At 34.4% G+C, this 23,506-nt stretch carries 27 protein-coding genes; 7 read left to right on the forward strand and 20 right to left on the reverse strand.

All coding sequences use genetic code 11. The features are described 5' to 3' along the window. Nucleotides 1-11 precede the first annotated feature (11 nt). Both GH741_RS07830 and GH741_RS07835 read right to left on the reverse strand, forming a co-directional pair. Nucleotides 12-572 carry a DUF4256 domain-containing protein gene (locus GH741_RS07830; protein WP_153736222.1) on the reverse strand — a complete coding sequence of 187 codons (561 nt, stop codon included), beginning with the start codon at nt 570-572 and terminating at the stop codon, nt 12-14. Nucleotides 573-1,121: 549 nt separating this feature from the next. Next, the gene (locus GH741_RS07835; RefSeq protein WP_153736223.1) at nt 1,122-1,580 is read right to left on the reverse strand and encodes a flavin reductase family protein; all 459 of its coding nucleotides are present in this window, start codon (nt 1,578-1,580) and stop codon (nt 1,122-1,124) included. Nucleotides 1,581-1,921: 341 nt separating this feature from the next. On the opposite strand from GH741_RS07835, the gene GH741_RS07840 reads away from it, so the two are divergent. Beyond that, nucleotides 1,922-2,770, forward strand: coding sequence for a metallophosphoesterase (locus GH741_RS07840; protein ID WP_205677318.1), 849 nt, complete (start codon nt 1,922-1,924; stop codon nt 2,768-2,770). 21 nt (nt 2,771-2,791) lie between these two features. Here the strand turns inward: GH741_RS07840 and parC are convergent, their stop codons facing one another. The 3 genes from parC to GH741_RS07855 form a co-directional block, all read right to left on the reverse strand. Further along, nucleotides 2,792-5,254, reverse strand: coding sequence for a DNA topoisomerase IV subunit A (parC, locus tag GH741_RS07845; protein WP_153736225.1), 2,463 nt, complete (start codon nt 5,252-5,254; stop codon nt 2,792-2,794). Nucleotides 5,255-5,269: 15 nt separating this feature from the next. After that, the gene (gene parE / locus GH741_RS07850; protein ID WP_420809391.1) at nt 5,270-7,228 is read right to left on the reverse strand and encodes a DNA topoisomerase IV subunit B; all 1,959 of its coding nucleotides are present in this window, start codon (nt 7,226-7,228) and stop codon (nt 5,270-5,272) included. Nucleotides 7,229-7,486: 258 nt separating this feature from the next. Continuing rightward, entirely contained in the window at nt 7,487-7,909 is a 423-nt protein-coding gene (locus tag GH741_RS07855) for a CoA-binding protein (RefSeq protein WP_153736227.1), read from the reverse strand. A gap of 230 nt (nt 7,910-8,139) precedes the next feature. Here GH741_RS07855 and plsY point away from each other — a divergent pair, with 230 nt between their 5' ends. From plsY to GH741_RS07875, 4 genes are all read left to right on the forward strand, one after another. After that, nucleotides 8,140-8,724, forward strand: coding sequence for a glycerol-3-phosphate 1-O-acyltransferase PlsY (gene plsY, locus GH741_RS07860; protein WP_153736228.1), 585 nt, complete (start codon nt 8,140-8,142; stop codon nt 8,722-8,724). 138 nt (nt 8,725-8,862) lie between these two features. Continuing rightward, nucleotides 8,863-9,786, forward strand: a complete 924-nt coding sequence (folE2, locus tag GH741_RS07865; protein WP_153736229.1) for a GTP cyclohydrolase FolE2 — start codon at nt 8,863-8,865, stop codon at nt 9,784-9,786. A gap of 19 nt (nt 9,787-9,805) precedes the next feature. Further along, a complete protein-coding gene (gene yidD, locus GH741_RS07870) occupies nt 9,806-10,036 on the forward strand; it encodes a membrane protein insertion efficiency factor YidD (protein WP_153736230.1) in 231 nt (76 codons plus the stop codon). A gap of 86 nt (nt 10,037-10,122) precedes the next feature. Continuing rightward, nucleotides 10,123-11,007 carry a manganese catalase gene (locus GH741_RS07875; protein WP_153736231.1) on the forward strand — a complete coding sequence of 295 codons (885 nt, stop codon included), beginning with the start codon at nt 10,123-10,125 and terminating at the stop codon, nt 11,005-11,007. Between the two features lie 70 nt (nt 11,008-11,077). Here the strand turns inward: GH741_RS07875 and GH741_RS07880 are convergent, their stop codons facing one another. The 9 genes from GH741_RS07880 to GH741_RS07920 form a co-directional block, all read right to left on the reverse strand. Next, nucleotides 11,078-11,377 (reverse strand): hypothetical protein, encoded by a 300-nt coding sequence (locus GH741_RS07880; RefSeq protein WP_153736232.1) that lies wholly within the window; start codon nt 11,375-11,377, stop codon nt 11,078-11,080. A gap of 1 nt (nt 11,378) precedes the next feature. Then, nucleotides 11,379-11,801, reverse strand: a complete 423-nt coding sequence (locus GH741_RS07885) for an acyl-CoA thioesterase (RefSeq protein WP_338079300.1) — start codon at nt 11,799-11,801, stop codon at nt 11,379-11,381. Next, on the reverse strand, nt 11,798-14,092 hold the full coding sequence (locus GH741_RS07890; protein ID WP_153736233.1) for an AAA family ATPase: 2,295 nt from the start codon (nt 14,090-14,092) through the stop codon (nt 11,798-11,800). Before GH741_RS07890 ends, GH741_RS07885 begins: the two co-directional genes overlap by 4 nt. Nucleotides 14,093-14,206: 114 nt before the next feature. Beyond that, nucleotides 14,207-14,440, reverse strand: a complete 234-nt coding sequence (tlp, locus tag GH741_RS07895; RefSeq protein ID WP_153736234.1) for a small acid-soluble spore protein Tlp — start codon at nt 14,438-14,440, stop codon at nt 14,207-14,209. An 11-nt stretch (nt 14,441-14,451) separates the two neighbouring features. Continuing rightward, nucleotides 14,452-14,595, reverse strand: coding sequence for an acid-soluble spore protein N (locus GH741_RS07900; RefSeq protein ID WP_153736235.1), 144 nt, complete (start codon nt 14,593-14,595; stop codon nt 14,452-14,454). Between the two features lie 151 nt (nt 14,596-14,746). Next, on the reverse strand, nt 14,747-14,920 hold the full coding sequence (locus GH741_RS07905; RefSeq protein ID WP_153736236.1) for an FbpB family small basic protein: 174 nt from the start codon (nt 14,918-14,920) through the stop codon (nt 14,747-14,749). Nucleotides 14,921-14,941: 21 nt separating this feature from the next. Then, nucleotides 14,942-15,544: a redoxin domain-containing protein gene (locus GH741_RS07910; RefSeq protein WP_153736237.1), complete on the reverse strand. Its 603-nt coding sequence runs from the start codon at nt 15,542-15,544 to the stop codon at nt 14,942-14,944. Between the two features lie 154 nt (nt 15,545-15,698). Then, a complete protein-coding gene (acnA, locus tag GH741_RS07915) occupies nt 15,699-18,404 on the reverse strand; it encodes an aconitate hydratase AcnA (protein ID WP_153736238.1) in 2,706 nt (901 codons plus the stop codon). Nucleotides 18,405-18,585: 181 nt separating this feature from the next. Further along, nucleotides 18,586-18,816, reverse strand: a complete 231-nt coding sequence (locus GH741_RS07920; protein ID WP_153736239.1) for a hypothetical protein — start codon at nt 18,814-18,816, stop codon at nt 18,586-18,588. A gap of 118 nt (nt 18,817-18,934) precedes the next feature. On the opposite strand from GH741_RS07920, the gene GH741_RS07925 reads away from it, so the two are divergent. Next, entirely contained in the window at nt 18,935-19,057 is a 123-nt protein-coding gene (locus GH741_RS07925; RefSeq protein ID WP_153736240.1) for a small acid-soluble spore protein P, read from the forward strand. Nucleotides 19,058-19,091: 34 nt separating this feature from the next. Here GH741_RS07925 and GH741_RS07930 read toward each other — a convergent pair whose 3' ends face one another. After that, nucleotides 19,092-20,231, reverse strand: coding sequence for an ATP-binding protein (locus tag GH741_RS07930; RefSeq protein ID WP_240795436.1), 1,140 nt, complete (start codon nt 20,229-20,231; stop codon nt 19,092-19,094). Nucleotides 20,232-20,481: 250 nt separating this feature from the next. Here GH741_RS07930 and GH741_RS07935 point away from each other — a divergent pair, with 250 nt between their 5' ends. After that, complete coding sequence (locus tag GH741_RS07935; protein ID WP_153736241.1) at nt 20,482-20,913, forward strand: DUF2621 family protein; 432 nt, start codon at nt 20,482-20,484, stop codon at nt 20,911-20,913. Between the two features lie 48 nt (nt 20,914-20,961). On the opposite strand, the gene GH741_RS07940 is transcribed toward GH741_RS07935, so the two are convergent. From GH741_RS07940 to GH741_RS07960, 5 genes are all read right to left on the reverse strand, one after another. Continuing rightward, nucleotides 20,962-21,435: a CcdC family protein gene (locus GH741_RS07940; RefSeq protein WP_153736242.1), complete on the reverse strand. Its 474-nt coding sequence runs from the start codon at nt 21,433-21,435 to the stop codon at nt 20,962-20,964. A gap of 26 nt (nt 21,436-21,461) precedes the next feature. Further along, on the reverse strand, nt 21,462-21,821 hold the full coding sequence (locus GH741_RS07945) for a response regulator (RefSeq protein WP_153736243.1): 360 nt from the start codon (nt 21,819-21,821) through the stop codon (nt 21,462-21,464). Nucleotides 21,822-21,847: 26 nt separating this feature from the next. Continuing rightward, the gene (locus tag GH741_RS07950) at nt 21,848-22,273 is read right to left on the reverse strand and encodes a Na(+)/H(+) antiporter subunit B (protein WP_153736244.1); all 426 of its coding nucleotides are present in this window, start codon (nt 22,271-22,273) and stop codon (nt 21,848-21,850) included. A 65-nt stretch (nt 22,274-22,338) separates the two neighbouring features. Continuing rightward, nucleotides 22,339-23,043, reverse strand: coding sequence for a cytochrome c biogenesis CcdA family protein (locus GH741_RS07955; protein WP_153736245.1), 705 nt, complete (start codon nt 23,041-23,043; stop codon nt 22,339-22,341). Nucleotides 23,044-23,256: 213 nt separating this feature from the next. Beyond that, entirely contained in the window at nt 23,257-23,475 is a 219-nt protein-coding gene (locus tag GH741_RS07960) for a YneF family protein (RefSeq protein ID WP_153736246.1), read from the reverse strand. Between the last annotated feature and the right edge of the window lie 31 nt (nt 23,476-23,506).

Genomic DNA, 23,506 nt, shown 5'->3' on the forward strand with positions numbered 1-23,506 from the left:
TTCCACCAACTCTAAACCTTTAGTGAGCCACGGAAACCCCTTGCAGCATAGTAGGATTCTGCCCCATTATGGTACACAAAGACAGTGTCGTACCGACGATCACAAAAGAGAGCCCCTCCAAGTTTTCTAATATTAGCAGGTGTTTGCACCCAGCTTGATGTTTTCCTATCGAAATTCCCAACTTTTTGCAACTCCCGGTATTGTTCTTCCGTTAAAAGCTCAATACCCATGGCACTTGCCATATCAATAACGTTATTTTCAGGTTTGTATTTTTTCCTTGACTCCAGTGCTTCGCGGTCAAAACAAACACTTCTCCGACCTTTAGGACTCTCCGCTGAACAATCAAAAAAAATGTATTCGCCCGTCTTTTTCTCATGGCCGACAACATCTGGTTCACCGTCAGTAGCTTCCATTTCATTGAGCGACCAAAGTTTTTCAGTGTTTGCTTCGAGCTTAGCTTGTACTTTACCCCATTCAAGACCTGTATGTCTGTTCATGTTTTTCTCAAAACGGGTTTTCAATTCATTTAGTAATTTTTCATGTTGTTCTGATGACAACTCCCTATTTGTCATATTATTTTCCTCCTTATTACTTTGCTCAAAAAGGTTCGGAATAAGCTTTATCTTTAGTGCAATAACTTCAACAAAAAGCGTTAATCCCTTCTTTGATTAACATACTAGTTTAGCAATAAATTTTTTCTTTTTCAGCTACTACAATTCATTTTCAATAATGCGCCTTCTAGAAAGGTATTACCTTTTCCATAATAAATCTACTCCTTTAAAAATATATTCTTTAAGAATACTCATAGCAACACATATATTTTCCCCAACTATCTTGTCTATAGTTAAAGCGAGATTCTTTAAGTATATATCAATTTTAACATAATTTAACAATTATCATCAGCAGAATAGCTTGTTGATAAAAATATGTAATTGGGAAGTGAATTCTTATGTGGATTCATAGTTAAAACACAATAATCACTTATCCATAAAAAATAAGGAGACCAAATCTATAGGATTTGATCTCCTTGTTAGTATTTATATTTTCTGTTTTTCCAGTGAAACGAAACTACTTAAACAGAGATATCTGATTCATCGTTACCAACTATAATAATTTCATTTTTATTTTGTTTCCCGGTATTGGCCACCATAATATAAAATTGGGTCACCAGAGTTCACTTTTACTTCAGAAACCTCAGCGATAAAGATTAAATGGTCTCCTGCTTTTGCCATATCTTGAACAGTGCAGGAAAGAGTCGCCAAAGAATCCTTTAACACGGGATTAGAGTCTTGGAACTCATATTCAATTTCTTGGTCAGCTTCTTTTTGCTTAGCAAAAATCATTGATAAATCTTTCTGCTGTTCAGTAAGAATACTCAGTCCGAATTTCTTTGTTTCTTGTAACTTATCATACATTGTCGCTTGTTCATCAATCGATATTGCAATTAACTTTGGATCTAAAGAAACTGACATGAAAGCATTAACAGTCATTCCATGAATTTCACCTTTATATTCAGTAGTTACAACTGTAATACCAGTTGCAAACCTCCCCATTGCATTTCGGAATAGTTGATTATCCATTTAGTAAATCCCCTTTTGAACTTATCTTTTCTTAAAGAGTATCACTTCTATCTGTGTTTTTGAACAAAATTGCCTCAGTAATGGTATCACCAAAAAATCTTATTCTAATAATCTCTAACTAAATATCAGTACTTCTAACAACAACTCTCACTTGCATTAGATTATTTCAATGTATTGTATGATTACAGAAAGCATTTATACCTACCTGAAAATTGTTCAGCAAGAATATTAAACTGGAAAACTAATTTAAATAATCACAATTGATTCCTTAACCACTATTTACCTCTAACAAAATACCCACTTAGTCATTATACTAGACTTCGGGAGAGGATATTATGATGATGACGATTTCAATACTACTATTCTTATTTTTAGTAAGCCTGAGTCTTTATAAAGCCTATACAAACACTAAAGATGTAATTATTAACGATATACAATATAAATCCATTGAACCAAATGAACCACATATTAACCTGCTACAAATCTCTGATATGCACCTTGAGAATATATCAATCTCACCTGAGCAATTATATAATCAATTAAAGGACAATAAAATTGATTTAATAACCATAACTGGTGACTTTCTCGATCGAAAAAGGAGTATTCCAAAGTTAATTCCATACCTCAAAGTTTTCAATAAGTTAAATACAAAGTATGGTATATACGTAGTATTTGGAAACCATGATTATATTCTAAAAAAACAGGATTTGAATTTGTTAAAAAGTACGTTAGAACAGTACAACTGCACTGTTATGCAAAATCAGCATCAAAAATTAGTAATAAATGGAGATGTACTAAACATTATTGGAATCGATGACTCTAGTACAAATCGAAGTGATTTATTTAAATCATACGATAATATTTCACCAGGCTACAACTTAGTTATCACACATGACCCAAACATAGTTCTAGAAATGAAAAATCACCATTTCGATTATCTTTTATCAGGACACTTTCACGGTGGTCAAATCCATTGGCCAAAACCCTATCATTTAGCTAAATTAGGGAGAAAATTGATGAAAATGAATATGGTTAAAGGATTGCATTTCTACGATAACAAGCCCTTCTATATTAGTGAAGGATTAGGACAGACCGTACTGAACATCCGAATCGGAAGTCGCCCAGAAATAACCTATCATAAATTATCTATCAAAAACATCACAGAAAAAGTCACTTCAAAAGCAATTTGAAGTGACTTTTTTCTTTGTTTATTAAGTTGAGCCTTCTTCATCGTTTGCAAATACTTTATCATAGTTTGCCTGTTCCCAAACCTCGATGATTTCTCCTTGTTCATCGGTGTCAATAACATATGAACCATTGCTGTATCGATCGCTTTTTGCTAGCTCGAGAGGGTAAACTGTGTGAATAGTGCCTAATGACGTTTTGAATTGAAGCGTATCTTTCTCATTAACAAGTGCGAACCCAACTATTCTATGTGGCTTACGCTTTAATTCTCGTAACATTACCAAACCACGCTTAGCGCGTGAAGATTTTTCAAACTCATTAAGTTTCATTCTCTTACAAGCACCACGCTGAGTAAGCAATACAAGGCTTGGATTCTCTATTAAATCATCAAATACAAGACCATTAATAACCTCTTCGTCATCTTTCAATTGGATAGCTTTTACCCCTGCTGCACGTTGTCCAACAGGACTAACCTCAGATTCATGGTACCACAAACCATACCCTTTATTGGATGCAATAAAGATATCAGAATGGCCTTCTGTCACATGAACGTTTTGAACTCGATCGTCATTCTTTAAATTAACTGCTACTAATGCTTTCGAATAACGTTGCGCATCATATAACTTTAGTTCACTTCGTTTCACCATTCCATTTTTCGTGATAAAAACGAGATAACTTTCAGTGTCGAAGTTCCTTACTGGGATAGCTTTGATGATTTTTTCATCTTTGTCTATCGGAACAATGTTCGATATATGTTGACCTAAATCCTTCCACTTAATATCAGGTAACTCATGAACTGGTGAGAACATGTAACGACCCTTATCTGTAAAAATTAACAATTTATCAGTCGTGTTAATCTCCTTCAATCCAATTAAGTGATCCTCTTTTTTAATAGCAAAGTCCTCTCCATTGGATGCAGCATACGACCTTAAACTGGTTCGTTTAATGTAACCTTCTTTTGTAACCGAAACTAGAACGTCCTCACTAGCTACCATTACTTCTAAGTTAATTTTCAATTCCTCTATTTCTTGTTCAATTATACTTCTTCGATTATCAGCATACTTCTTCTTTAAGCTTTTCAAATCATTTTTTATTACAGTTAACAGTTTCTTTTCATTATTTAAAATAGATTCTAGATAGTCAATTTTTTCTTGTAATTCTCTAGCTTCTTCCTGTAAAGAGGTGATATCCGTATTAGTTAAGCGATATAATTGTAAATTAACAATTGCTTCAGCCTGTTCTTCTGTAAAACCATAAGCCTCTTTTATTCTATGTTTCGCATCCTGTTTGTCATTAGATGCTCGTATTGTTGCGATAAGCTCGTCCAAAATTGAGATGGCTTTAATCAAACCCTCTACAATATGAGAACGTTCTTTGGCTTTCCTTAAATCAAAGCTTACTTGTCTTGTAACTATTTCTTTTTGATGGGATATATATGCCTCAAGCATAGATGATAAACCTAATAATTTCGGTGTCTTATCTTTAATTGCAACCATATTAAAATGATATAATACCTGCAAATCCGTATTTTTATAAAGGAAATTAAGAATACCTGAACTATCTGCATCTTTCTTTAACTCAATGACGATGCGTAGACCCGTTCGATCTGTTTCATCCCGAACTTCTGCAATTCCTTCAACTTTGCGATCAATCCTGAGTTCATCCATTCGCTTAACCAAATTAGCTTTATTTACCTCAAACGGAATCTCATCTATTACTATTTGTTCTCTATTGGTCCGAAGCTGCTCAACTTCAGCTCTACCTCTGATAACAATTTTTCCTTTACCTGTTTCATAAGCCTTTTTAATTCCATCGACACCTTGGATGATACCGCCTGTAGGAAAATCTGGGCCTTTCATTACTCCCATAAGTTCGTCAATAGTGACAGAAGGATTATCGATTTTCATTATTACAGCGTCAATAACTTCTGATAAATTATGTGGTGGTATCTCTGTTGCATAACCTGCTGATATCCCTGTTGAACCGTTTACAAGTAGGCTAGGAAATTTTGCAGGGAGTACTACCGGTTCATGATTTGTATCATCGAAGTTAGGTATGAAATCTACGGTCTCTTTATCAATATCTCGTAACAATTCTGATGAAATACTTGATAAACGAGCCTCTGTATAACGCATAGCAGCAGGTGGATCCCCGTCAACACTACCATTATTCCCATGCATTTCCACTAGAACATTTCTAACTTTCCAATCCTGGCTAAGTCGAACCATAGCTTCATACACTGAGGAATCACCATGTGGATGATAATTACCTATAACCGTACCTACTGTTTTAGCTGCTTTTCTAAACTGTTTATCATGAGTATTTCTTTCTTCGTGCATTGCAAAGAGAATCCGTCTTTGTACTGGTTTGAGTCCATCCCTTACATCTGGTAACGCACGATCCTGTATTATATATTTACTATACCTTCCAAAGCGATCCCCTATTACATCTTCTAAAGGTAAATCTAAGTATTTTTCAATTTTCGACAAGAATTCTCCCCCCCTTTAAGATTGAATATTTTCATTATCAATAATATTTGTTTCTTCTTCTAGCCCAAATTGTACATTCGTTTCAATCCACTTTCTCCGTGGTTCAACCTTATCACCCATTAAAGTGGTAACTCGACGCTCAGCTCTAGCAAGATCATCAATTTTGACCCGAATAAGTGTACGTGTTTCTGGATCCATTGTTGTTTCCCAAAGTTGATCAGCGTTCATCTCACCAAGACCCTTGTATCTCTGAAGGAGATAGCCACTTTTTAATTCTTGCGTAGCTTTTTTCATCTCTTCATCATTCCATGCATATTTAATCTTCTCTTTTTTTCCTTTTCCTTTAGAAATCTTATATAAAGGAGGTAGTGCTATGTAGATTTTTCCAGCTTCTATAAGTGGACGCATATATCGATAGAAAAAAGTTAATAGCAAAACCTGAATATGTGCTCCATCAGTATCAGCATCAGTCATTATGATTATTTTGTCATAGTTAACATCTTCAAGGGCAAAATCCCCTCCGACACCTGCTCCAATAGTATGGATGATGGTGGAAATTTCTTCATTTTTCAATATATCAGCGAGTTTAGCTTTTTCCGTATTAATTACTTTACCCCTCAAAGGTAGTATAGCTTGAAACTTTCTGTCTCTTCCTTGTTTGGCAGAACCCCCGGCTGAGTCACCCTCAACTAAATATAATTCATTTTTTTCAGCATTACGTGATTGAGCTGGGGTTAACTTACCGCTTAATAAGGCATCTTTACGTTTTTTCTTTTTTCCAGTTCTGGCTTCTTCTCTTGCTTTTCTTGCAGCTTCTCGTGCCTCTTTTGCTCTGACAGCTTTTTTAACTAGCATACTTGCTATATCAGCATTCTCTTCTAAAAAATAAGAGAGTTTCTCAGACACGATCGAATCAACTGCTGAACGTGCTTCCGATGTTCCGAGCTTACCTTTGGTCTGTCCTTCAAATTGAAGTGACTCCTCAGGTATTCGCACAGACACAATAGCAGTGAAGCCTTCTCGGATATCATTGCCTTCTAGATTCTTTTCTTTTTCCTTTAACATACCACTTTTACGTGCATAATCATTAAATGCTCGTGTAATAGCAGTTCTTGCACCGGATTCATGTGTGCCACCATCTTTTGTACGTACGTTATTTACGAAGGATAACATACTCTCTGCATAGCCATCATTAAACTGAAAGGCAAAATCAATCTCCATTTCCTGATGTACACCTTCAAAAGAAACAACTGGATGTAAGGTATCCTTTTCCTCATTCAAATAAGCAACAAATGATTCTAATCCGTCCGGATACTGAAAAGTTTCTTTATTATCATCTCGCTGATCAATTAAATCTATTTGCATACCCTTCAATAAAAATGCAGATTCCCTTAATCGTTCTGAAAGTATTTCAAATTGGTAATGTGTTATTGAAAATACTGTAGGATCTGGTTTGAAATGAATGGTAGTTCCAGTCTTCTTCGTAGTTCCCTTCTTTTCAAGTGAAGTTACTGGTACTCCGCCACCTTCGAATCTCTGATAGAAACAGTTTCCACCTCTGTAGATCGTTACTTCTAACCACTCCGATAAAGCATTAACAACAGAAGCACCTACACCGTGTAGTCCTCCACTCGTCTTGTAGCCACCTTGCCCAAACTTACCACCAGCATGTAATACAGTTAGGATAACTTCAGGAGTTGGACGGCCAGTACTATGCATACCTGTTGGCATACCTCTTCCCATGTCCTCTACTGAAATACTATTGTCTTTATGTATAATTACTTTAATAATATCGCCAAATCCAGCTAACGCTTCATCGACGGCGTTATCTACGATTTCAAAAACTAAATGATGAAGTCCCCTTGAGTCGGTACTTCCAATATACATTCCGGGTCTTTTTCTAACCGCTTCTAGTCCTTCTAATACCTGAATTGAATCATCTGAATAGTGCGTTGTTGTTTGTTTAGCCAAAATCCACACCTGCTCCTTTCACTCACTAACTATGCTATTAGAAAAACTTTATAGCTTAAAATGTTATAGGTATATTATATATTATATACTAGAACAGAGGTTTGCTCTTGTAAATGATAAATAGTTTAAACAGTACTTTTACTATTCTAGCTTGTTTCTAGTAAATCGCAACCTCTTATTTCATATTGATTTCTAGTGTTACATAATATAATTAGTGAAAAAAGAAAAAATCCCTTCTAAAATAGGGATTTTTTCAATATATCACTTATTTCTTATAATAATTGAATGAGCAACTTTAATGCACATATCCATTATAACTGTAAAATCATGTTCTGTTAAATAATCATAAGCATCATTATTCACGATACCTTGTTGTGCCCAAAACACTTTTGCGTCTGTCTTAACAGCATCTTTGGCAATTTGTGGAAGATATTCCGGTCTTCTAAATACGTTAATAATATCAAATGGTTCTTTAACATCTAAAATGGAGTCATAAGCTCGTTCACCAAGTGTTTCCTCTATCTCTGGATTTACTGGTATAATCCGATACCCTGCTTGTTGCATTACCTTTGCAATTTGATAGGACGTTCTTTGGGGCCGATCTGATAACCCTATGACTGCAATTGTTTTAGCATTTTCTAATATTTCTTTTATTTCTTGGTTAGGTGGGTGTTCATAAGACATAATTTTTCCTCCTTAACTAAAATCTAATAAATCAGCAATGAGACAATGGATTGGATCTTCGTTAAAAGCACTCTAATATTTCAAATACCCTTCTTTAGGATAAAGTAATCCAAATTATGCTTACATACTATATAAATATATATCTGATTAATAATAGTTGTAGTACAATCCAATTAAACTTCATGGTAGAATAATGTTACAAGTTCTTGCACTAAAAAAGGAGTTTTTTCATGGATTACATTTTATTAGTAATTATAGCTTATTTATTAGGTTCTATTCCTTTTGCACTTATTGTTGGAAAAGTCGGGTATAAAACCGACATTAGAGAACATGGTAGTGGAAATCTGGGTGGTACAAATACTTTTAGAGTTTTAGGTATTAAAGCTGGATTGATTGTTACAATTGCAGATATATTAAAAGGAACTTTGGCAACGCAATTGCCATTTTTGTTCGGTATGAATGACATAAATCCGCTTATTATTGGAATATTCGCTGTTGTAGGACATATGTATCCTCTATTTGCAAAATTCAAAGGTGGAAAGGCAGTTGCTACATCCGGTGGTATTATTCTAGGAGTTAGTCCCTTGCTATTTGCCATTATTCTTGCAACATTCTTTCTCATGCTTTACTTAACTAAGTATGTTTCGCTATCCTCAATGGTTACCGGTGTTGTGACAGTTATTGGAGCATTGCTTCTACAGGAAACGGGGCTAGTCATAGTTGGAGTAATCTTAACTGCCTTTGTATTTTATCGACACAGGGAAAATATTAAACGAATTATCAACAAAACCGAACCAAAAATTAAATGGATGTAATCCTTAGGGGCCTAACTTGTTAGGTCCCTATAATCTTCAAACATATTATTGGATTAAGAGTTCAATAAATTGAATAAAAGATTTTTTTTGAGTATACTTTGAAATAGTTTAAATGGTTAAAAGGAGTCGAGATGAACCATGGATCCAATCAAAATGACAAAAAAAACTTTACCGAATAAAGCTGACCGACATAAACTATTCGGATCTTCTGAACCAGGTCCAAGGACTAAGCCTGTAGATAAAAATGGCATGGCTGATTTACAAAACACGAGAAAAGATTTTATGTTTGATATAGATGCAGTCGGGATTTCAAATGTTAAACATCCAATTCTAATAGAAAGTACGATGAAACCTCATACACAGACAACTATTGGAACATTCAATTTAACATCTAGTATAGACAAGAATAGTAAAGGAACAAATATGAGTCGTTTTACTGAACAGCTTCATCAATATCACGAGTCTGGTCTAATATTAAACTTAAAAACAATCAAAAAGTTTACCAAGGAACTTGCAAGTCGATTGAAACAAAAAGATGCTGAAATTGAAGTATCATTTCCGTGGTTTTTTGAAAGAACAAGTCCAACTTCTGAGCTTACAGGAATGAATCATGCAAATGCATCAATTAAGGTTTCCTATGACAGCATAAATGAGTTTGACATAGAAGTATCTTTATCTGGAACAATTACAACTCTTTGCCCATGTTCAAAAGAAATTAGCGAGTATAGCGCCCATAACCAGCGTGGACAGGTGTCAATGACGGTTAAATTAGATGATAACTTTGATGAAAGTGAAATAGATTGGAAGGAAGCATTATTAGAGGCTGCCGAGAGTAACGCCAGTGCAAGAATCCATCCTATCCTCAAACGTCCAGATGAAAAAGTGGTAACAGAACAAGCTTTTGAAAATCCAAGATTTGTAGAAGACATTGTTCGGTTAGTAGCTGCTGACCTATATGAATTACGATATGTCACCAAATTCAGTGTGTTTTGCCGTAATGAGGAGTCAATCCACTTACACGATGCAGTTGCATCATTGACTTATGATAAATCAAAAGACTAGTTTGAAGTAGGGATGACCAATGAAGTATATTTTTATTGTTCTTATTAAATTTTACCAGAAAGTGATAAGTCCTATAAAACCACCTACATGTAGATTTCATCCTACTTGTTCCCAGTATGGATTGGAATCTTTTCAACGATTCGGCTTTTTTAAGGGATTCTTTTTAACTGTAAAAAGAATCGTGAAATGTCATCCTTTTCATCCTGGAGGATTTGATCCAGTTCCCAATAAAAAATCAAACAATACTTGATCTCCGTTTTTCTAAACGGGGATTTTTTTTTATGGATAAATCTTCGGTTATTATCCACAATATATAATAACCAAAGGAGGTAAACTATGTTTTTTCATACAAAAGAATTACAATACAATGCTAAACCAAGCAATCCGGATCCTGTTTACGCTAAAAAGCTTCAAGAAATACTAGGTGGCCAGTTTGGTGAAATGACAGTTATGATGCAATATTTATTTCAAGGTTGGAATTGCCGTGGGGACGAAAAATATAAAGATATGATAATGGACATCGGCACAGAAGAAATTGCCCACGTGGAGATGATTGCAACAATGATTGCGCAACTGTTGGATGGTGCACCAGTTCGTGAGCAAGAAGAAGCCGCTAAAGATCCAGCTATTGGTGCGGTCCTTGGTGGTATGAACCCTCAACATGCAATCGTATCAGGCCTTGGAGCAACACCTACAGATAGCGTTGGATATCCTTGGAATTCAAGATACACAATTGCAAGCGGTAATCTTTTAGCAGATTTCCGAGCGAATTTAAATGCAGAATCCCAAGGGCGATTACAAGTGGTTCGATTGTATGAATCTACTACAGATCCAGGTGTTAGAGATATGCTATCCTTCCTTATTGCTCGGGATACGATGCATCAAAATCAATGGATGGCAGCAATAGAGGAACTAGAACAAAATCAAAAAGCAATTGTACCAAGTACTTTCCCTCAAACACTTGAAAAACAAGAAGTTTCCTATTCCTTTATGAACTTCTCAAATGGTGAAGAAAGTTCCAAAGGCAGGTGGGCAAGCGGAAAAAGCATGGATGGAATCTCCAACTTTGAATATGTTGCTAATCCAAAAGCAATGGGACAAATACCTAAGTTAAAACCATCACCAGCCTATATTCATGGAAGTGTTATGCCTGGACAAGTGCCCCCTGGTATTGATAAAGCAAACTTTGATCAAGCCAATCAAGGAAATGAATTACACTAAAAACCATCATCAACTATTAATAGTTGATGATGGTTTTTAAAAGTTTATATTTAAAGACATGTCTATTGAATTATAAATTGAACCTTTTTATTTGGTCCCACTGCTTTTCTTCAGCCAAAATATATTTTTGCCTATCACCTAATAAATCAAAGTGAGGATAAGACTCATCTAAATGAATCCATTTTGGATTTAGATTATATTTTTTTCCCCATTCTATTAGCTTATCAATATCAGAACAACCAACTTTTGTTACCGTATTACATTCAGGGAATCTTATGTCAAACCAATAATGAGTTAAAAATACCACTTCTCCGTTTTCCACTTGTTGTTTCCAGGTTTTTAGTTCATTTTTCTTTATTCCAAAAGCCATATTAATTACTACCTACTGCATTAGAATACGCTTCATGCCAATCAGGAAATGATCTCCTCAAAGACACTGGACGAAAAGTATCTTTTTTGACGATAACGTGTTTAGTTGTTCCCGTAACTGCCACGTTTCCTTGTTCATCAGTTATTGTATATGCATATGTTGTTCTCAAACCATCATAACTATCTATCCAAGTCTCGACATAAGCATTTTGGCCATATCTTACAGGCTGTTTAAAATAAACATGAGCATCAACGACAGGGGCAACAATACCAGCACTCTCCATATCATGGTATTTAAAACCTAAATCTTCAATAAAAGATGTTCTCCCAATTTCAAACCAAACTAAGTAGTTAGCATGGTACACAACTCCCATTTGGTCTGTTTCCTGGTACCTTACCTTTATTTGTGTTTTGTTCTTTTTCACTTACTACTCCCCTTTACAGTTTCCCAAGCATTTTGAAAATCTATCTTCTCTAAAGTTTGATAAGAATCCAATGATTCTGCATCTTCCACTCGTAAGGCCTGATATTGTATCGCTTCATCAATTAAGTTTGCTACAAATCTCGCATTACCATCTATATTACTTTCTTTATACATTCTACTTAAAAATTCTATTGCATTATCTTCTAACTCATATTGATAATTCTCTGTATGCAATTTAGTAATATCTAACAGTTCCTTATCATTATAATCCGGGAACTTCAAATACTTTTTAAATCTTGATTCAAGTCCAGGATTGCTTAAAATAAACCGTTGCATTTCATTTCTGTAGCCTGCTAGTACTACTACAAGGTTTTCATTGTGTTTGGTCATTTCATCAACAAGTGTATCAATGGCCTCTTTGCCAAAGTCTTTCTCACCTCGGTAAAGTGAATATGCCTCATCGATAAACAGCACACCGCCAAGTGATTCTCTAACCTTCTGTTTTGTTTTAATAGCTGTCTGACCCACATATCCTGCAACAAGATCGCTACGAGATGCTATTACTAGGTGTCCTCTTTTAAGCAAGCCACATTCTTTAAGTATTTGGGAATAAATTTTTGCAATTGTAGTCTTTCCCGTTCCCGGATTCCCTGAAAAAACCGCATGGAGTTGAACTGGAACAACAGGTAAACCTTTTTGTTTTCTCTGTTGCTGAACACGAACAAAAGAAGAAAGTTTTTTTACTTCTTGCTTTACATTGGTAAGACCTATCAGCTGTTCTAATCGTTCTACAGGTTGTGTATCGGTACTATCATTATCCATAAAGTCTAAATCATTTTTATCGATTCTCATGTGCTCCAACCAATTTTCATTAGACGAAACTGTCTTGGAAGCACCTTTTTTGAAAATAGATTTTAACACCAAATCCCGTACTGTTCTAGCATTACCGAAAGTTTCATCTACTCTTGACTTTTCAATCAAACTTTCAAATTTATAAAGTGCCTCTTTGGTAAAGAAATAATCATTGCTTAAAGCAGTATTTTCAGCAATCTGTATGAGTTCTTTCGTTTCAAAGTCTGGTAAGGAGATGTGATTTTGTTCTGGAAATCGACTTCTTAAACCGGGGTTAGACCATAAAAACTGTCTCATTTCCTCGGGATAACCAGCTAAAATTACTGCAAACCGATTAGCATACTCTTTACTAGTCATACTGGACACAAGTGTATCGATAACTGCTTGCCCATAGTCATTACCACTTTGACCTTCTCGTTTTAGACTATAAGCTTCATCAATAAATAATATTCCACCAATAGAGTCTCTTACAAAATTTACAGTGTTCTCCTCACTTTGGCCCACATAAGATCCTACCAGGTGTGATCGATTCACTTCTGTAACATCACCAGTTTCTAATAAACCTAATTCATAATATATCGCCGCTAATAGTCTTGCAATAGTCGTTTTACCAGTACCAGGATTCCCAGTAATGATCATATGAAGACCAGGTTCATCAATCATATGAAAGCCAAGACTTTTTCTTTCTTTTTGATATTTTAAGTAATGATAATACTGGTGAATGTATTTCTTTATATCTTTTAAGCCAATCATTTCATCAAGTTCTATTAGTGGATCTTGTCTGAATGACTTTTTGAAAATGTCAGGAAATTGCTCATATAAATTTAGCTTTAAATGATTAATTTTCTTAACATGTTGATTAAGTTTTTGTACTGGGACCTCTGACCTTTTATTTTCGATTGAATTGATGGAGGTTTCTAAACTCTCATTTAGGCCTCGTAATTCATTATCAATTTCAGAAGTTAGATTGTTAAGCTCACTTTTGTCATCAATTTTTGTGTTTTTTAAGAAATCAATTTGATTGATGAGATTGTTCACTTGTTCTAATAATTCCTTCGCTTTCTTAAGCTTAGCTGGATCAAAATCAGTCTCTCGTATTGACCAATCCTTAAAATCACTTGTATTTAATTCAGAATAAAAGTTGAAATAAAACTTAAGATTTTTTATTTCTAAAAGTACTGGTTGCTTTTCATCCATTCTTTCAGCTTCTTCTAAAAGTAATTCTGTAATTTGATCGTCATTAAAGTTCCTCTTTAACCTATAAAAGGCAAGCATACAATATAAATTTGATAAGTTTGCTTTTGAAAAAGACTGTATTTGTTGGCCTTTTATCCAATCTATTATACGTAATACCTCTACTTCATAAAGAGGCGGTTTGTCATTAGTAGAAGACCATTGACTTATCTTCTTTTTTAAAATTTTAACGTCATGATTTTCCATTTTTACCGCTCCCTTTCCATCAACTCATATTTTATCACAGCAGGTTATTAATGTTTAACATACTGCTTATTAAGAAGACCCTCTTATTAAAACTAAGAGGGTCTGTAGAATGTACTATTGTTTTTGTTGGTATTGATATTCATCCTTAATTTCATTGCGAAGGTCACGTATCGACTCTTCTCTTCGTGCATTTTTTTCTTTGATTCTTTCCTTTTCTTGACCCGATGCAAATTTCATTGTCTCATGTGAAGCTTCTATATTTTGAATAGTATCTTGGACCATATGCTGTAATTTTTCAACATTATCTTCTCGATTATCTGGATTTGGCTTTGTATTATGATGGCTCATATGGCCGCCTCCTATTTCCCTTTAGTTTGAATTACTTGAGGTTTTTCGTCCCCTTGCATCTGCATCTTTTTACCTTTATTTCCACCGGCTTCAAGTGGTTGGGTTCCAAGATGACTTGGTCTAAAATGCTTTGAATCTTTTTTAGGATTTCCCATCTTGTAGCATCTCCCTTTCATTGAGTGTCAGTAATATTATTTACGTCCTAAGGTAAACTTACTCATGTATTTCAAATAGTAATACTTAACATTCTGATACAAAATGGGTACACAAAAAAGATGACTACTGTAATAATAGTCATCTTTTCCTCTAAGCATCTCTTTTAAATGAATCAGTTAATCTTTTTTCGATTTTTTCATCAATTGCATTTAATAAATTTCTATCCTCGAGTATTTGTTGCTTATTTTGTTGGACTAGCTCTTCAAAATTCGGCTTTTTTCTTAATGAAATGGTAACCCTCTCCTTTAGTTTAAGGATTACCATTTTTCAGAAAAATATAAGTCATCAATTAATTTTATTCATCATTTCTTCCATATACTTAAACGTCATTGGACCCATCATCTTTTCTGCCTGTATGATACCATCTGTACCTATAAAATATGTTGTCGGTATCGTTAAAACACTGTATTGATCAACGACAACAGCTAAATCCGGATCAATAAGAGTTAAAAAAGAAAAATTTCCTTCTTCAATAAAATTTCTAACAGCAGTTATATTTGTTTCTGTCCCGGTTGCATTAACTGCAATGATCTCAACTTCATCACCATATTCGTTATAAAACTCTTCCATATCCGGCATTTCTACTCGACATGGTCCACACCAAGTAGCCCAAAAATTCAAAAAAACTTTTTTGCCTTGATAATCAGATAGTGATACCTTTTCCCCATCTAAAGTCTCTAATGTAAAATCCGGTGCCTTATCACCAATTTTTAGACCTTGTGGTGCCTGCGGTGAAACCATTACTGTGCCATCGACTGAAGAATCGCCAGACACATCAATTTCATTGTTTGACGCACTTTGCTGCGGATTATTTTGAACCGAAATGTTATATATAAATATACCTATAAGAGTTAACAGTAATAGTGCAGCTGAAATTGTTTTAAACAAACCGTTCACTCCCTTAAATTGATGAATGACATTTGTTGTCTCTCTATTTACATCTTGATTTATTCCACTTCTAAATCATATGATTTTTTTTATGGATTGTAAAGAAATCCATAAAAAAAAGGTAGCTTGTTTTAAGCTACCTTTAGTGATCTAATTATGCTTCCATTTTGTTGCGTAGAACCATTTGAAGGATACCACCATGGCGGTAATAATCAATTTCCACGTCACTATCAAAACGAGCAGTTACTTTAAATTCTTTTTTGTTTCCTTCTTCATCAGTTGCAGTTACATTAACTAGGTCATGTGGTTTAACACTTTCGTCAATTTCTACATCAAATGTCTCTTTACCAGTTAACCCTAATGAATCTAAACTGTCACCATTTTGGAATTGTAGTGGAAGTACACCCATCATAACTAAGTTAGAACGATGAATTCTTTCAAAGCTTTCAGCAATAACAGTTTTAATACCCAAGAGTTTAGTACCTTTAGCAGCCCAGTCACGAGAACTTCCCATACCGTAATCTTTACCGGCTACAACCACTAAACCAGTACCATCTTCTTGATATTTCATCGCAGCGTCGTAAATTGGCATTACTTCTTCAGTAGGCCAGTACGTAGTATAGCCACCTTCTGTACCTGGTGCTAGTAAGTTTTTAATTCGAATATTAGCAAATGTACCACGCATCATCACTTCATGGTTACCACGACGTGAACCGTATGAATTAAAGTTGCGAGGTGATACATTTTTTTCTTGTAGATATTTACCAGCAGGCATATCCTTAGCAATTGCACCAGCTGGAGATATGTGGTCAGTTGTCACTGAGTCTCCAAATTTACCAACTGCACGAAGACTAGTTAGTGCTTCTACCTTCCCTTTTTCTTTGGATAAACCTTCGAAAAATGGTGGATTTTGAATATATGTTGATTCATTATCCCATTTAAATATCGGCTCATCTGTTGTTTCAATTTCATTCCATTTTTTGTTAGAATTGAAAACCTCTTCGTACTCCTTGCGGAAAATTTCCGGAGTAACTACTTTTGCAACTTCATCTCTAACTTCCTCCATTGTTGGCCAGAGATCTTTAAAGTAAACAGGTTTACCACCTTGATCTTTTCCAATTGGATCACTGTAAAGATCAACATCCACGCTACCTGCTAAAGCATAAGCAACAACCAATGGCGGTGATGCAAGATAATTCGCTTTTACAAGTGGATGAATTCTGCCTTCAAAGTTACGGTTACCAGATAAGACAGAGGAAACAGTTAAATCATTAGCCGCGATTGCTTCTTCAATTTCTTCTAACAATGGACCAGAGTTACCGATACATGTTGTGCAACCATAACCAACAAGGTCGAATCCTAGTTTACTTAAGTATGGCATTAATCCAGCGTCTTCAAGATATCTAGTTACTACTTTAGAACCCGGAGCTAATGAAGTTTTCACATAGGCAGGAACTTCTAACCCTTTTTCTACTGCTTTCTTAGCAAGTAACCCTGCTCCAAGCATTACGTATGGGTTTGATGTATTAGTACAAGAAGTAATAGCTGCAATAGCAAGTGCACCTGTTTTCATAACAGAAGTTTTACCATTTGGGTGTTCTATTTTTACTTCTTTATCAAATTCTTTTTTATCCAAGCCAAACCCTTGATTGCCTGCAGGAGCTGTGATTGCTTCATTAAATGATTCCTTCATTTTAGATAGAGGAATCAAGTCTTGTGGACGCTTAGGACCTGACAGGTTTGGTTCTAGTTCGGATAAATTAATTTCTACTAATTCTGTGAATTCAGGGTCTTCTTGATCTGGAGAATACCAAAGACTATTTTCTTTACAGTATTTCTCTACTATAGAAATTTGTTCCTCAGTCCGACCTGTTAATCTTAAGTAATTAATGGCTTCTTGATCTACTGGGAAGAAACCACATGTAGCTCCATATTCTGGTGCCATATTAGATATAGTCGCTCGATCAGCTAACGGCATATCTTGCAAACCGGGACCAAAGTATTCTACAAACTTACCAACAACTTTTTTCTCGCGTAGCACTTGTGTAACTTTTAAAGCTAAATCAGTAGCAGTTGTTCCTTCTGGATAGCTTCCAGTGAATTTAACACCGATTACGTCAGGTGCTGGGAAATAGGACGGTTGCCCCAACATTCCCGCTTCTGCTTCAATACCACCAACACCCCAGCCAAGAACACCTAGACCATTAATCATTGTTGTATGTGAATCTGTACCAACCAAAGTATCTGGATAAGCATCAAATTCGCCTTTGTCGTTTTCTAGTGCATGAACAACATTTGCAAGGTATTCTAAGTTTACCTGGTGAACAATTCCAGTAGCAGGCGGAACCGCACGGTAATTATCAAAAGCTTTTTGAGCCCAATTTAAAAATTGATATCGTTCAGCATTACGTTCAAATTCTAAATCCATATTAAATTTAAGTGCATCTGCATTACCATATCGATCAACTTGAACAGAGTGGTCTATTACTAAATCCACTGGGACTTCTGGATTAATCTTGTCTGGTGATCCTCCTAAATCAACCATTGCTTTTCTTAATGAAGCAAGGTCAACCACTGCGGGTACACCAGTGAAATCCTGTAATATAACTCTAGAAGGTTTAAATGGAACATCTTTTCCTTCTACTTGGCCCCACTTTGCAAGACTTTTTACGTGTTCATCTTTGATTACATGTCCATCATATTGACGTATAAGTGATTCAAGTAAGACACGAATTGAAAATGGTAAACGTGATATCTTGCCTAAACCTGCATCTTCTAATGCTTTTAGTTGATAATAATTGTACTTCTTACCATTCAATTCAAACTGTTTGTGTGCATTGAATGCATCGTTTTTTACCATATAAAATTACCCCCTTAGAATTCGGATTGGCTCCCCAATCTCTCCATTCCCTTGTTAAAACTTTAAGTTTTATATTTCTGCACTTACTTATTTTAAATGAAATCGGTTTATAAGTAAAACAATTAGCCGAAAATTCCAATCAAATATAGCCCTTTAACTTAAGTAAAGGGCATTGGTGGAATTAGTTTTGGTTTTTATTTATTTTTTCGATGATTTTTCCAATTGTCTGTTTATATTCAAATAACTGATTTGATTGAGATTCACTTGCACTTTCTAATGCATTATCGATTTGCATATACGTTTCATTAAACTCATTACTCAAATGTGATAGCTCAGAACCATATTCATTATTTCCGATTGAATTGCTCACAAAGTTTGTATCAATAGAATTGTCTCTGTTAGCAAGTCCCATATTTTTTTGATAATCCATGACTTCACCCCTTTCATGAATAGCTTCTGCCGTCTAGATATATCCATACTGTATAAAAGGATTCTTCATAGACATATTAAATGGTAAAGGAGGGTTATATTTGTCAGAAAATAAACAGAACAAAAATAAAAAACAACAACCGAATGAACCTTTGAGTGGATCTAAAAAAGTTAAAAACCACAACCACAGTAGACAGAAAAAAGGTGCTTCACACGATATGTAAAACAAAAAAGTACTTCCATTTAAATGGAAGTACTTTAGATGCTGTTTTGATGTAAGGGAAGGGTAATTTGGAAAGTGCTGCCTTTCTCTATGTTCTGGAAAATATCGATTGTTCCGTTATGATTTTCGATAATCTTTTCAGAAATCATTAATCCTAGACCGGTTCCATCTTTTTTAGTTGTAAAAAAAGGTTCCTTCAATTTATGTAATATATGTTGGGGAATTCCTGGTCCCTCATCAATGATAGAAATGGCACATTGATGTTTATTTGATTCTACAACAATATGTATTTCCCCACCTTCAGTCATTTCTTCCACTGCATTTTTAATTAGATTGATTAAAACTTGTTTTATTTGTGTTTTATCACAAAAAATAGATACATCTTCTTCTAACTCTAAAATGATTTTCACATCAAAAAGCTTGGCTTGGGAACTTAACAATGTAACAACATCACTCAGCATCTCAGATAATCTCTCAAAATTTCTATTATCGGTCATGGGTTTAGAAATAAAAAGTAATTCAGAAGTTATTGAATTGATCTTCTCTATTTCATCTATCATGATTTTGTAATATTCATCTTTCTTTTCGATACCAGCCTGTAATAGCTGAACAAAACCTTTTAATGATGTTAAAGGATTTCTTATTTCATGTGCTACCCCAGCAGCTAATTGCCCAGCTACAGACATTTTTTCGGATCGAATCATCATTTCCTCTGCTTCTTTCTTATCCGTAATATCTTTGGCAATAGCTATAATCTGTCGGTTACCATGTTTATCGTTTATGATTGAAAGTATAGATTCTACCCAAATATATCTTCCATCCTTATTTCTAATACTAATATTGAATTTTTGTGTGTTATTCAGATGCTTTTGAAATCTAGTAGACAAAAGCTTCTTATCATGGGGGGAAATATAGTCACTAGCTAATTTACCGACTATTTCATCCGGATAATAACCCAGTATCTTATCAACAGAACTCGAAATGTATAGAATTTTCCCTTTAAGGTCTGATAGTACAATTATGTCAAATGAATTATCTTCAATCCATTTAAGCATATGTGTAGGAAACGTTGCTAACTCTAACTCATTAGCTTGATTTTCCGTTGATATCTGTGTATGAATATCTTTAATTACTTCGTTATTTTTATCCTCTGAATCATTGTAACGAGAAATCAATCTATTCCCCCCCGAACTTTTGACCAATCAATAATCTATTCTTGTAATTTAAACTTCTTCCTTTTATAATATCAATGTTATTAAGATACTATTATAGCAAAACTACTTAAATACAATATAATGTGGAAATCATGGTGAATTGTAGAGAAAGTTTAAAATAGTAGCAATATTAGTAATGTTACTATAAAAACAACAAAAATAAAACTTTATTATTATTTAATTACAATATCAGACGAAAATAGGTGGTAAAATGTCAACAGGTTTTTCAATATTCATCGTCTCTTGGACTTTTATACTAGTCGGTTTGCTTTCAATTGGTGGTTTCTTTATGTTTCGGAAATTTTTAAAAAAATTACCGAAAGAGGACGGTAGATCAACCCTTGACTGGGAAGAATATTACGTTAATAAGACTAAACACATGTGGGGCGTTAATGAAAAAAAGTTGCTAGAAGAACTTATATCACCAGTTCCTGAACTTTTTAGAGATATCGCTAGGCAAAAGATTGCCAGTAAAATTGGTGAAATCGCGATCCAAAAGAATAGAAAGGCGATTTCACAAGACATATTAATTGAGGGTTACATAATAGCAACCCCTAAAAGAGACCATAAATTTCTAAGAAAAAAACTAGATGAGAAAAAGATTGATGTAACCCCATACCTAGCTCTGTTTAACGAAAATTAGGGCATGAAAAAAAAGTATGTTCAAAGTACTGTTTTTACAGGACTTTGTTCATGCTTTTTTTACTAGTGCATTTTTTATTTTATTAAATTTTAGTAGCATAGCAATCCTCCAAGAAACAATCATGCCAAGAGCTAGTAAAAAAAACATACCACTCGTTTCACCAAAAGAAATGGATTGGCTAACTACTAGTTTTATGATTATTCTTAAAGCTAGCAGTCCAAATAGAATAACTACAAAAAGTTTTGAAGGTATTAAGTAAATTTGGCCGCTTCTTGATTCAAAATTTGAAGTTTTTATCAAAAATAACGATAATATTACACCCACAACTAAAGCCTCTAATACTTGTTGAAAGGAAACCTGAAAAACAGGAAACATAAACATCAATGCCCCTGTACTCATGAACAACGGCGGTAATATTATTTTTGTTGCGGTTGCCGGTTTTTTAGATGCCTTTAAACGAATAAATACCATTATTACTGCCATTACTAATCCAACAACAGTAGTGGCTACTAGCCAGAACATAAGATCAACTCTTTCTATATTTACCGCTATTCAAGAATACGATTAATCGCATCAAGGACACGATTTTCCTCAAAAGGTTTGACTAAAAAATCCTTAGCGCCAATTTCAATTGCTTCGACTACTAGTTTTTGCTGACCCATAGCTGAACACATAATAATTTTTGCATTCGGGTCAATCGAGATTATCTCTTTCACCGCATCAATACCATTTAACTCTGGCATAGTGATATCCATTGTAACAAGATCAGGTTCTAAATTTTTATACATTTCAACTGCTCGCTTTCCATCTTCTGCTTCCCCCACAATTTTATGATTTCCTTTTAGTAACATATTAGATAAAGTTACCCTCATAAATTTTGCATCATCCACTATTAGTATATTAGCCAAATGTATTACCCCCTTGATATAAAAACCTATCGATCACTTGCAATAGACAAGATAATAGTCATAGTAACACCAATAACAGTTAAGTACACACCTAAATCAAATAGCAAAGCTGTGGCTAATTCTTTTTCACCTAGTACAGGTAAATGAAAATACTCAAAGGTTTGACTTAGAAATGGTTCTCCAAAAACAAATGAACCAATACTAGTCAATACTGCAATTGCAAGCCCAATAGTGATTAAATTTTGGTAGTTAACAGGAATAATTTTTTTCATTGCTTCGTACCCATATGCCATATACATTAATACAATAGCAGCAGCTGTCATTAAACCACCAATAAATCCGCCTCCTGGTGCACTATGACCTGCTAAAAATAAATAGATAGAAAACCCAAACAAAATAAATGCTATCAAAATGGTAGTAGTTCTTAAAATTAAATCATTTGCCCTAATCATTCGGTAAATCTCCTTTTTAATATATATATAACAATATTATCAATACTGTATTATAACCACAAGTTTTAAAATCCACTAAAACCAAACCAACTTGCAAGAAATGAGGTAAGCATAGTCATCCAATCAAAAAATAAAGCAATCCCCATAAATATCATGATATAACCACCGATTTTGGTTAGTCTCGGACCATTTTTCTTTATCCAATTTAGTTTCCCTACAAAGAAAGATAGGATTAAGAAAGGAAGAGAAAACCCTAAAGAATAAGCAATCATCATAATCATTCCAATATCAGGTGTATTCGCTGCTAATGAAAAAACTGCAGCCAATATTGGTCCGGTACAAGGGGTCCAGCCCATAGAAAAGGCCATACCGATAAGAAAAGATCCAAAGTAACCCGCAGGTCTGTTCTTAAATTTTAATTTGCGATCTTTCATTAAAAATTCGAATTGGAAAAAACCAATGATTATTAGACCAAAAAATACAATCAAAATTGCACCCAACTGTCTAATAACGTCTTGCCAGGTAAGTAAAAATTCTGAAATTAACGTTGTTGAGAATCCAAGTACCATAAATATGCTAGAAAAACCTAACAAAAAAGCAAGAGTATGAAAGACACTCTTTCTATTAAACATTGCGCCTTCTTCTTTTATATCATTAACACTCATCCCAGTAATATAAGAGAGAAATGCTGGATATAACGGTAACACACATGGGGAGATAAAAGACAAAAAACCAGCCCCAAATGCGATAAAGATGTTTATCTCAGACATGCTATATCTCCTTTATTTTCGAAGTAATTCTATTTTATCAAATAACAATCAACGAATCCTATTAAAAGATGACAACATAGTGAAATTTGTATAAACTGTGTTGTCCTGTTGTTTCCTTTATAACATATAAATCCCTTGAAACCGTAGGTTCAAGGGATTATATTGCAATGTTCAAAATAACTATTTAAATCAATGGTTGTCCACATTTTTAGATTACTTATTTTGGTTGTTCATTGCACGCATCATTTGATTGATCTTTTTCTGCGATGGTTTTTGTCCCATCTGCATCATTAGTGTTCGAAGCATTTGTTCATTAATTGGTGGGTTCTTTTTCAAATAGCTCATCATATATCTTCTTGCGATAAAGAATCCAAGTGCGACACCAGCAATTAAAGCTAAAATGGCAATTAATACAATCCAAATCGTGCCCATGTCAAGCCTTCCTCCTTCATGTTGTCTCTAA

The sequence above is a fragment of the Aquibacillus halophilus genome (assembly GCF_009649745.1).
GTDB classification, from domain to species: domain Bacteria; phylum Bacillota; class Bacilli; order Bacillales; family Amphibacillaceae; genus Aquibacillus; species Aquibacillus halophilus.

What these genes read in the sequence shown, in the direction of transcription:
- folE2 (WP_153736229.1), top strand. Translation starts at nt 8,863, where the DNA reads ATGGATCCAATCAAAATGACAAAAAAAACTTTACCGAATAAAGCTGAC.
- GH741_RS07855 (WP_153736227.1), bottom strand. Translation starts at nt 7,909, where the DNA reads ATGTCTTATGAACACCCACCTAACCAAGAAATAAAAGAAATATTAGAA.
- GH741_RS07960 (WP_153736246.1), bottom strand. Translation starts at nt 23,475, where the DNA reads ATGGGCACGATTTGGATTGTATTAATTGCCATTTTAGCTTTAATTGCT.
- yidD (WP_153736230.1), top strand. Translation starts at nt 9,806, where the DNA reads ATGAAGTATATTTTTATTGTTCTTATTAAATTTTACCAGAAAGTGATA.
- GH741_RS07840 (WP_205677318.1), top strand. Translation starts at nt 1,922, where the DNA reads ATGACGATTTCAATACTACTATTCTTATTTTTAGTAAGCCTGAGTCTT.
- GH741_RS07890 (WP_153736233.1), bottom strand. Translation starts at nt 14,092, where the DNA reads ATGGAAAATCATGACGTTAAAATTTTAAAAAAGAAGATAAGTCAATGG.
- GH741_RS07900 (WP_153736235.1), bottom strand. Translation starts at nt 14,595, where the DNA reads ATGGGAAATCCTAAAAAAGATTCAAAGCATTTTAGACCAAGTCATCTT.
- GH741_RS07875 (WP_153736231.1), top strand. Translation starts at nt 10,123, where the DNA reads ATGTTTTTTCATACAAAAGAATTACAATACAATGCTAAACCAAGCAAT.
- GH741_RS07830 (WP_153736222.1), bottom strand. Translation starts at nt 572, where the DNA reads ATGACAAATAGGGAGTTGTCATCAGAACAACATGAAAAATTACTAAAT.
- acnA (WP_153736238.1), bottom strand. Translation starts at nt 18,404, where the DNA reads ATGGTAAAAAACGATGCATTCAATGCACACAAACAGTTTGAATTGAAT.
- GH741_RS07950 (WP_153736244.1), bottom strand. Translation starts at nt 22,273, where the DNA reads ATGATTAGGGCAAATGATTTAATTTTAAGAACTACTACCATTTTGATA.
- GH741_RS07905 (WP_153736236.1), bottom strand. Translation starts at nt 14,920, where the DNA reads ATGGTAATCCTTAAACTAAAGGAGAGGGTTACCATTTCATTAAGAAAA.
- GH741_RS07955 (WP_153736245.1), bottom strand. Translation starts at nt 23,043, where the DNA reads ATGTCTGAGATAAACATCTTTATCGCATTTGGGGCTGGTTTTTTGTCT.
- tlp (WP_153736234.1), bottom strand. Translation starts at nt 14,440, where the DNA reads ATGAGCCATCATAATACAAAGCCAAATCCAGATAATCGAGAAGATAAT.
- GH741_RS07880 (WP_153736232.1), bottom strand. Translation starts at nt 11,377, where the DNA reads ATGGCTTTTGGAATAAAGAAAAATGAACTAAAAACCTGGAAACAACAA.
- GH741_RS07940 (WP_153736242.1), bottom strand. Translation starts at nt 21,435, where the DNA reads ATGTTCTGGCTAGTAGCCACTACTGTTGTTGGATTAGTAATGGCAGTA.
- GH741_RS07835 (WP_153736223.1), bottom strand. Translation starts at nt 1,580, where the DNA reads ATGGATAATCAACTATTCCGAAATGCAATGGGGAGGTTTGCAACTGGT.
- plsY (WP_153736228.1), top strand. Translation starts at nt 8,140, where the DNA reads ATGGATTACATTTTATTAGTAATTATAGCTTATTTATTAGGTTCTATT.
- GH741_RS07935 (WP_153736241.1), top strand. Translation starts at nt 20,482, where the DNA reads ATGTCAACAGGTTTTTCAATATTCATCGTCTCTTGGACTTTTATACTA.
- GH741_RS07920 (WP_153736239.1), bottom strand. Translation starts at nt 18,816, where the DNA reads ATGGGACTTGCTAACAGAGACAATTCTATTGATACAAACTTTGTGAGC.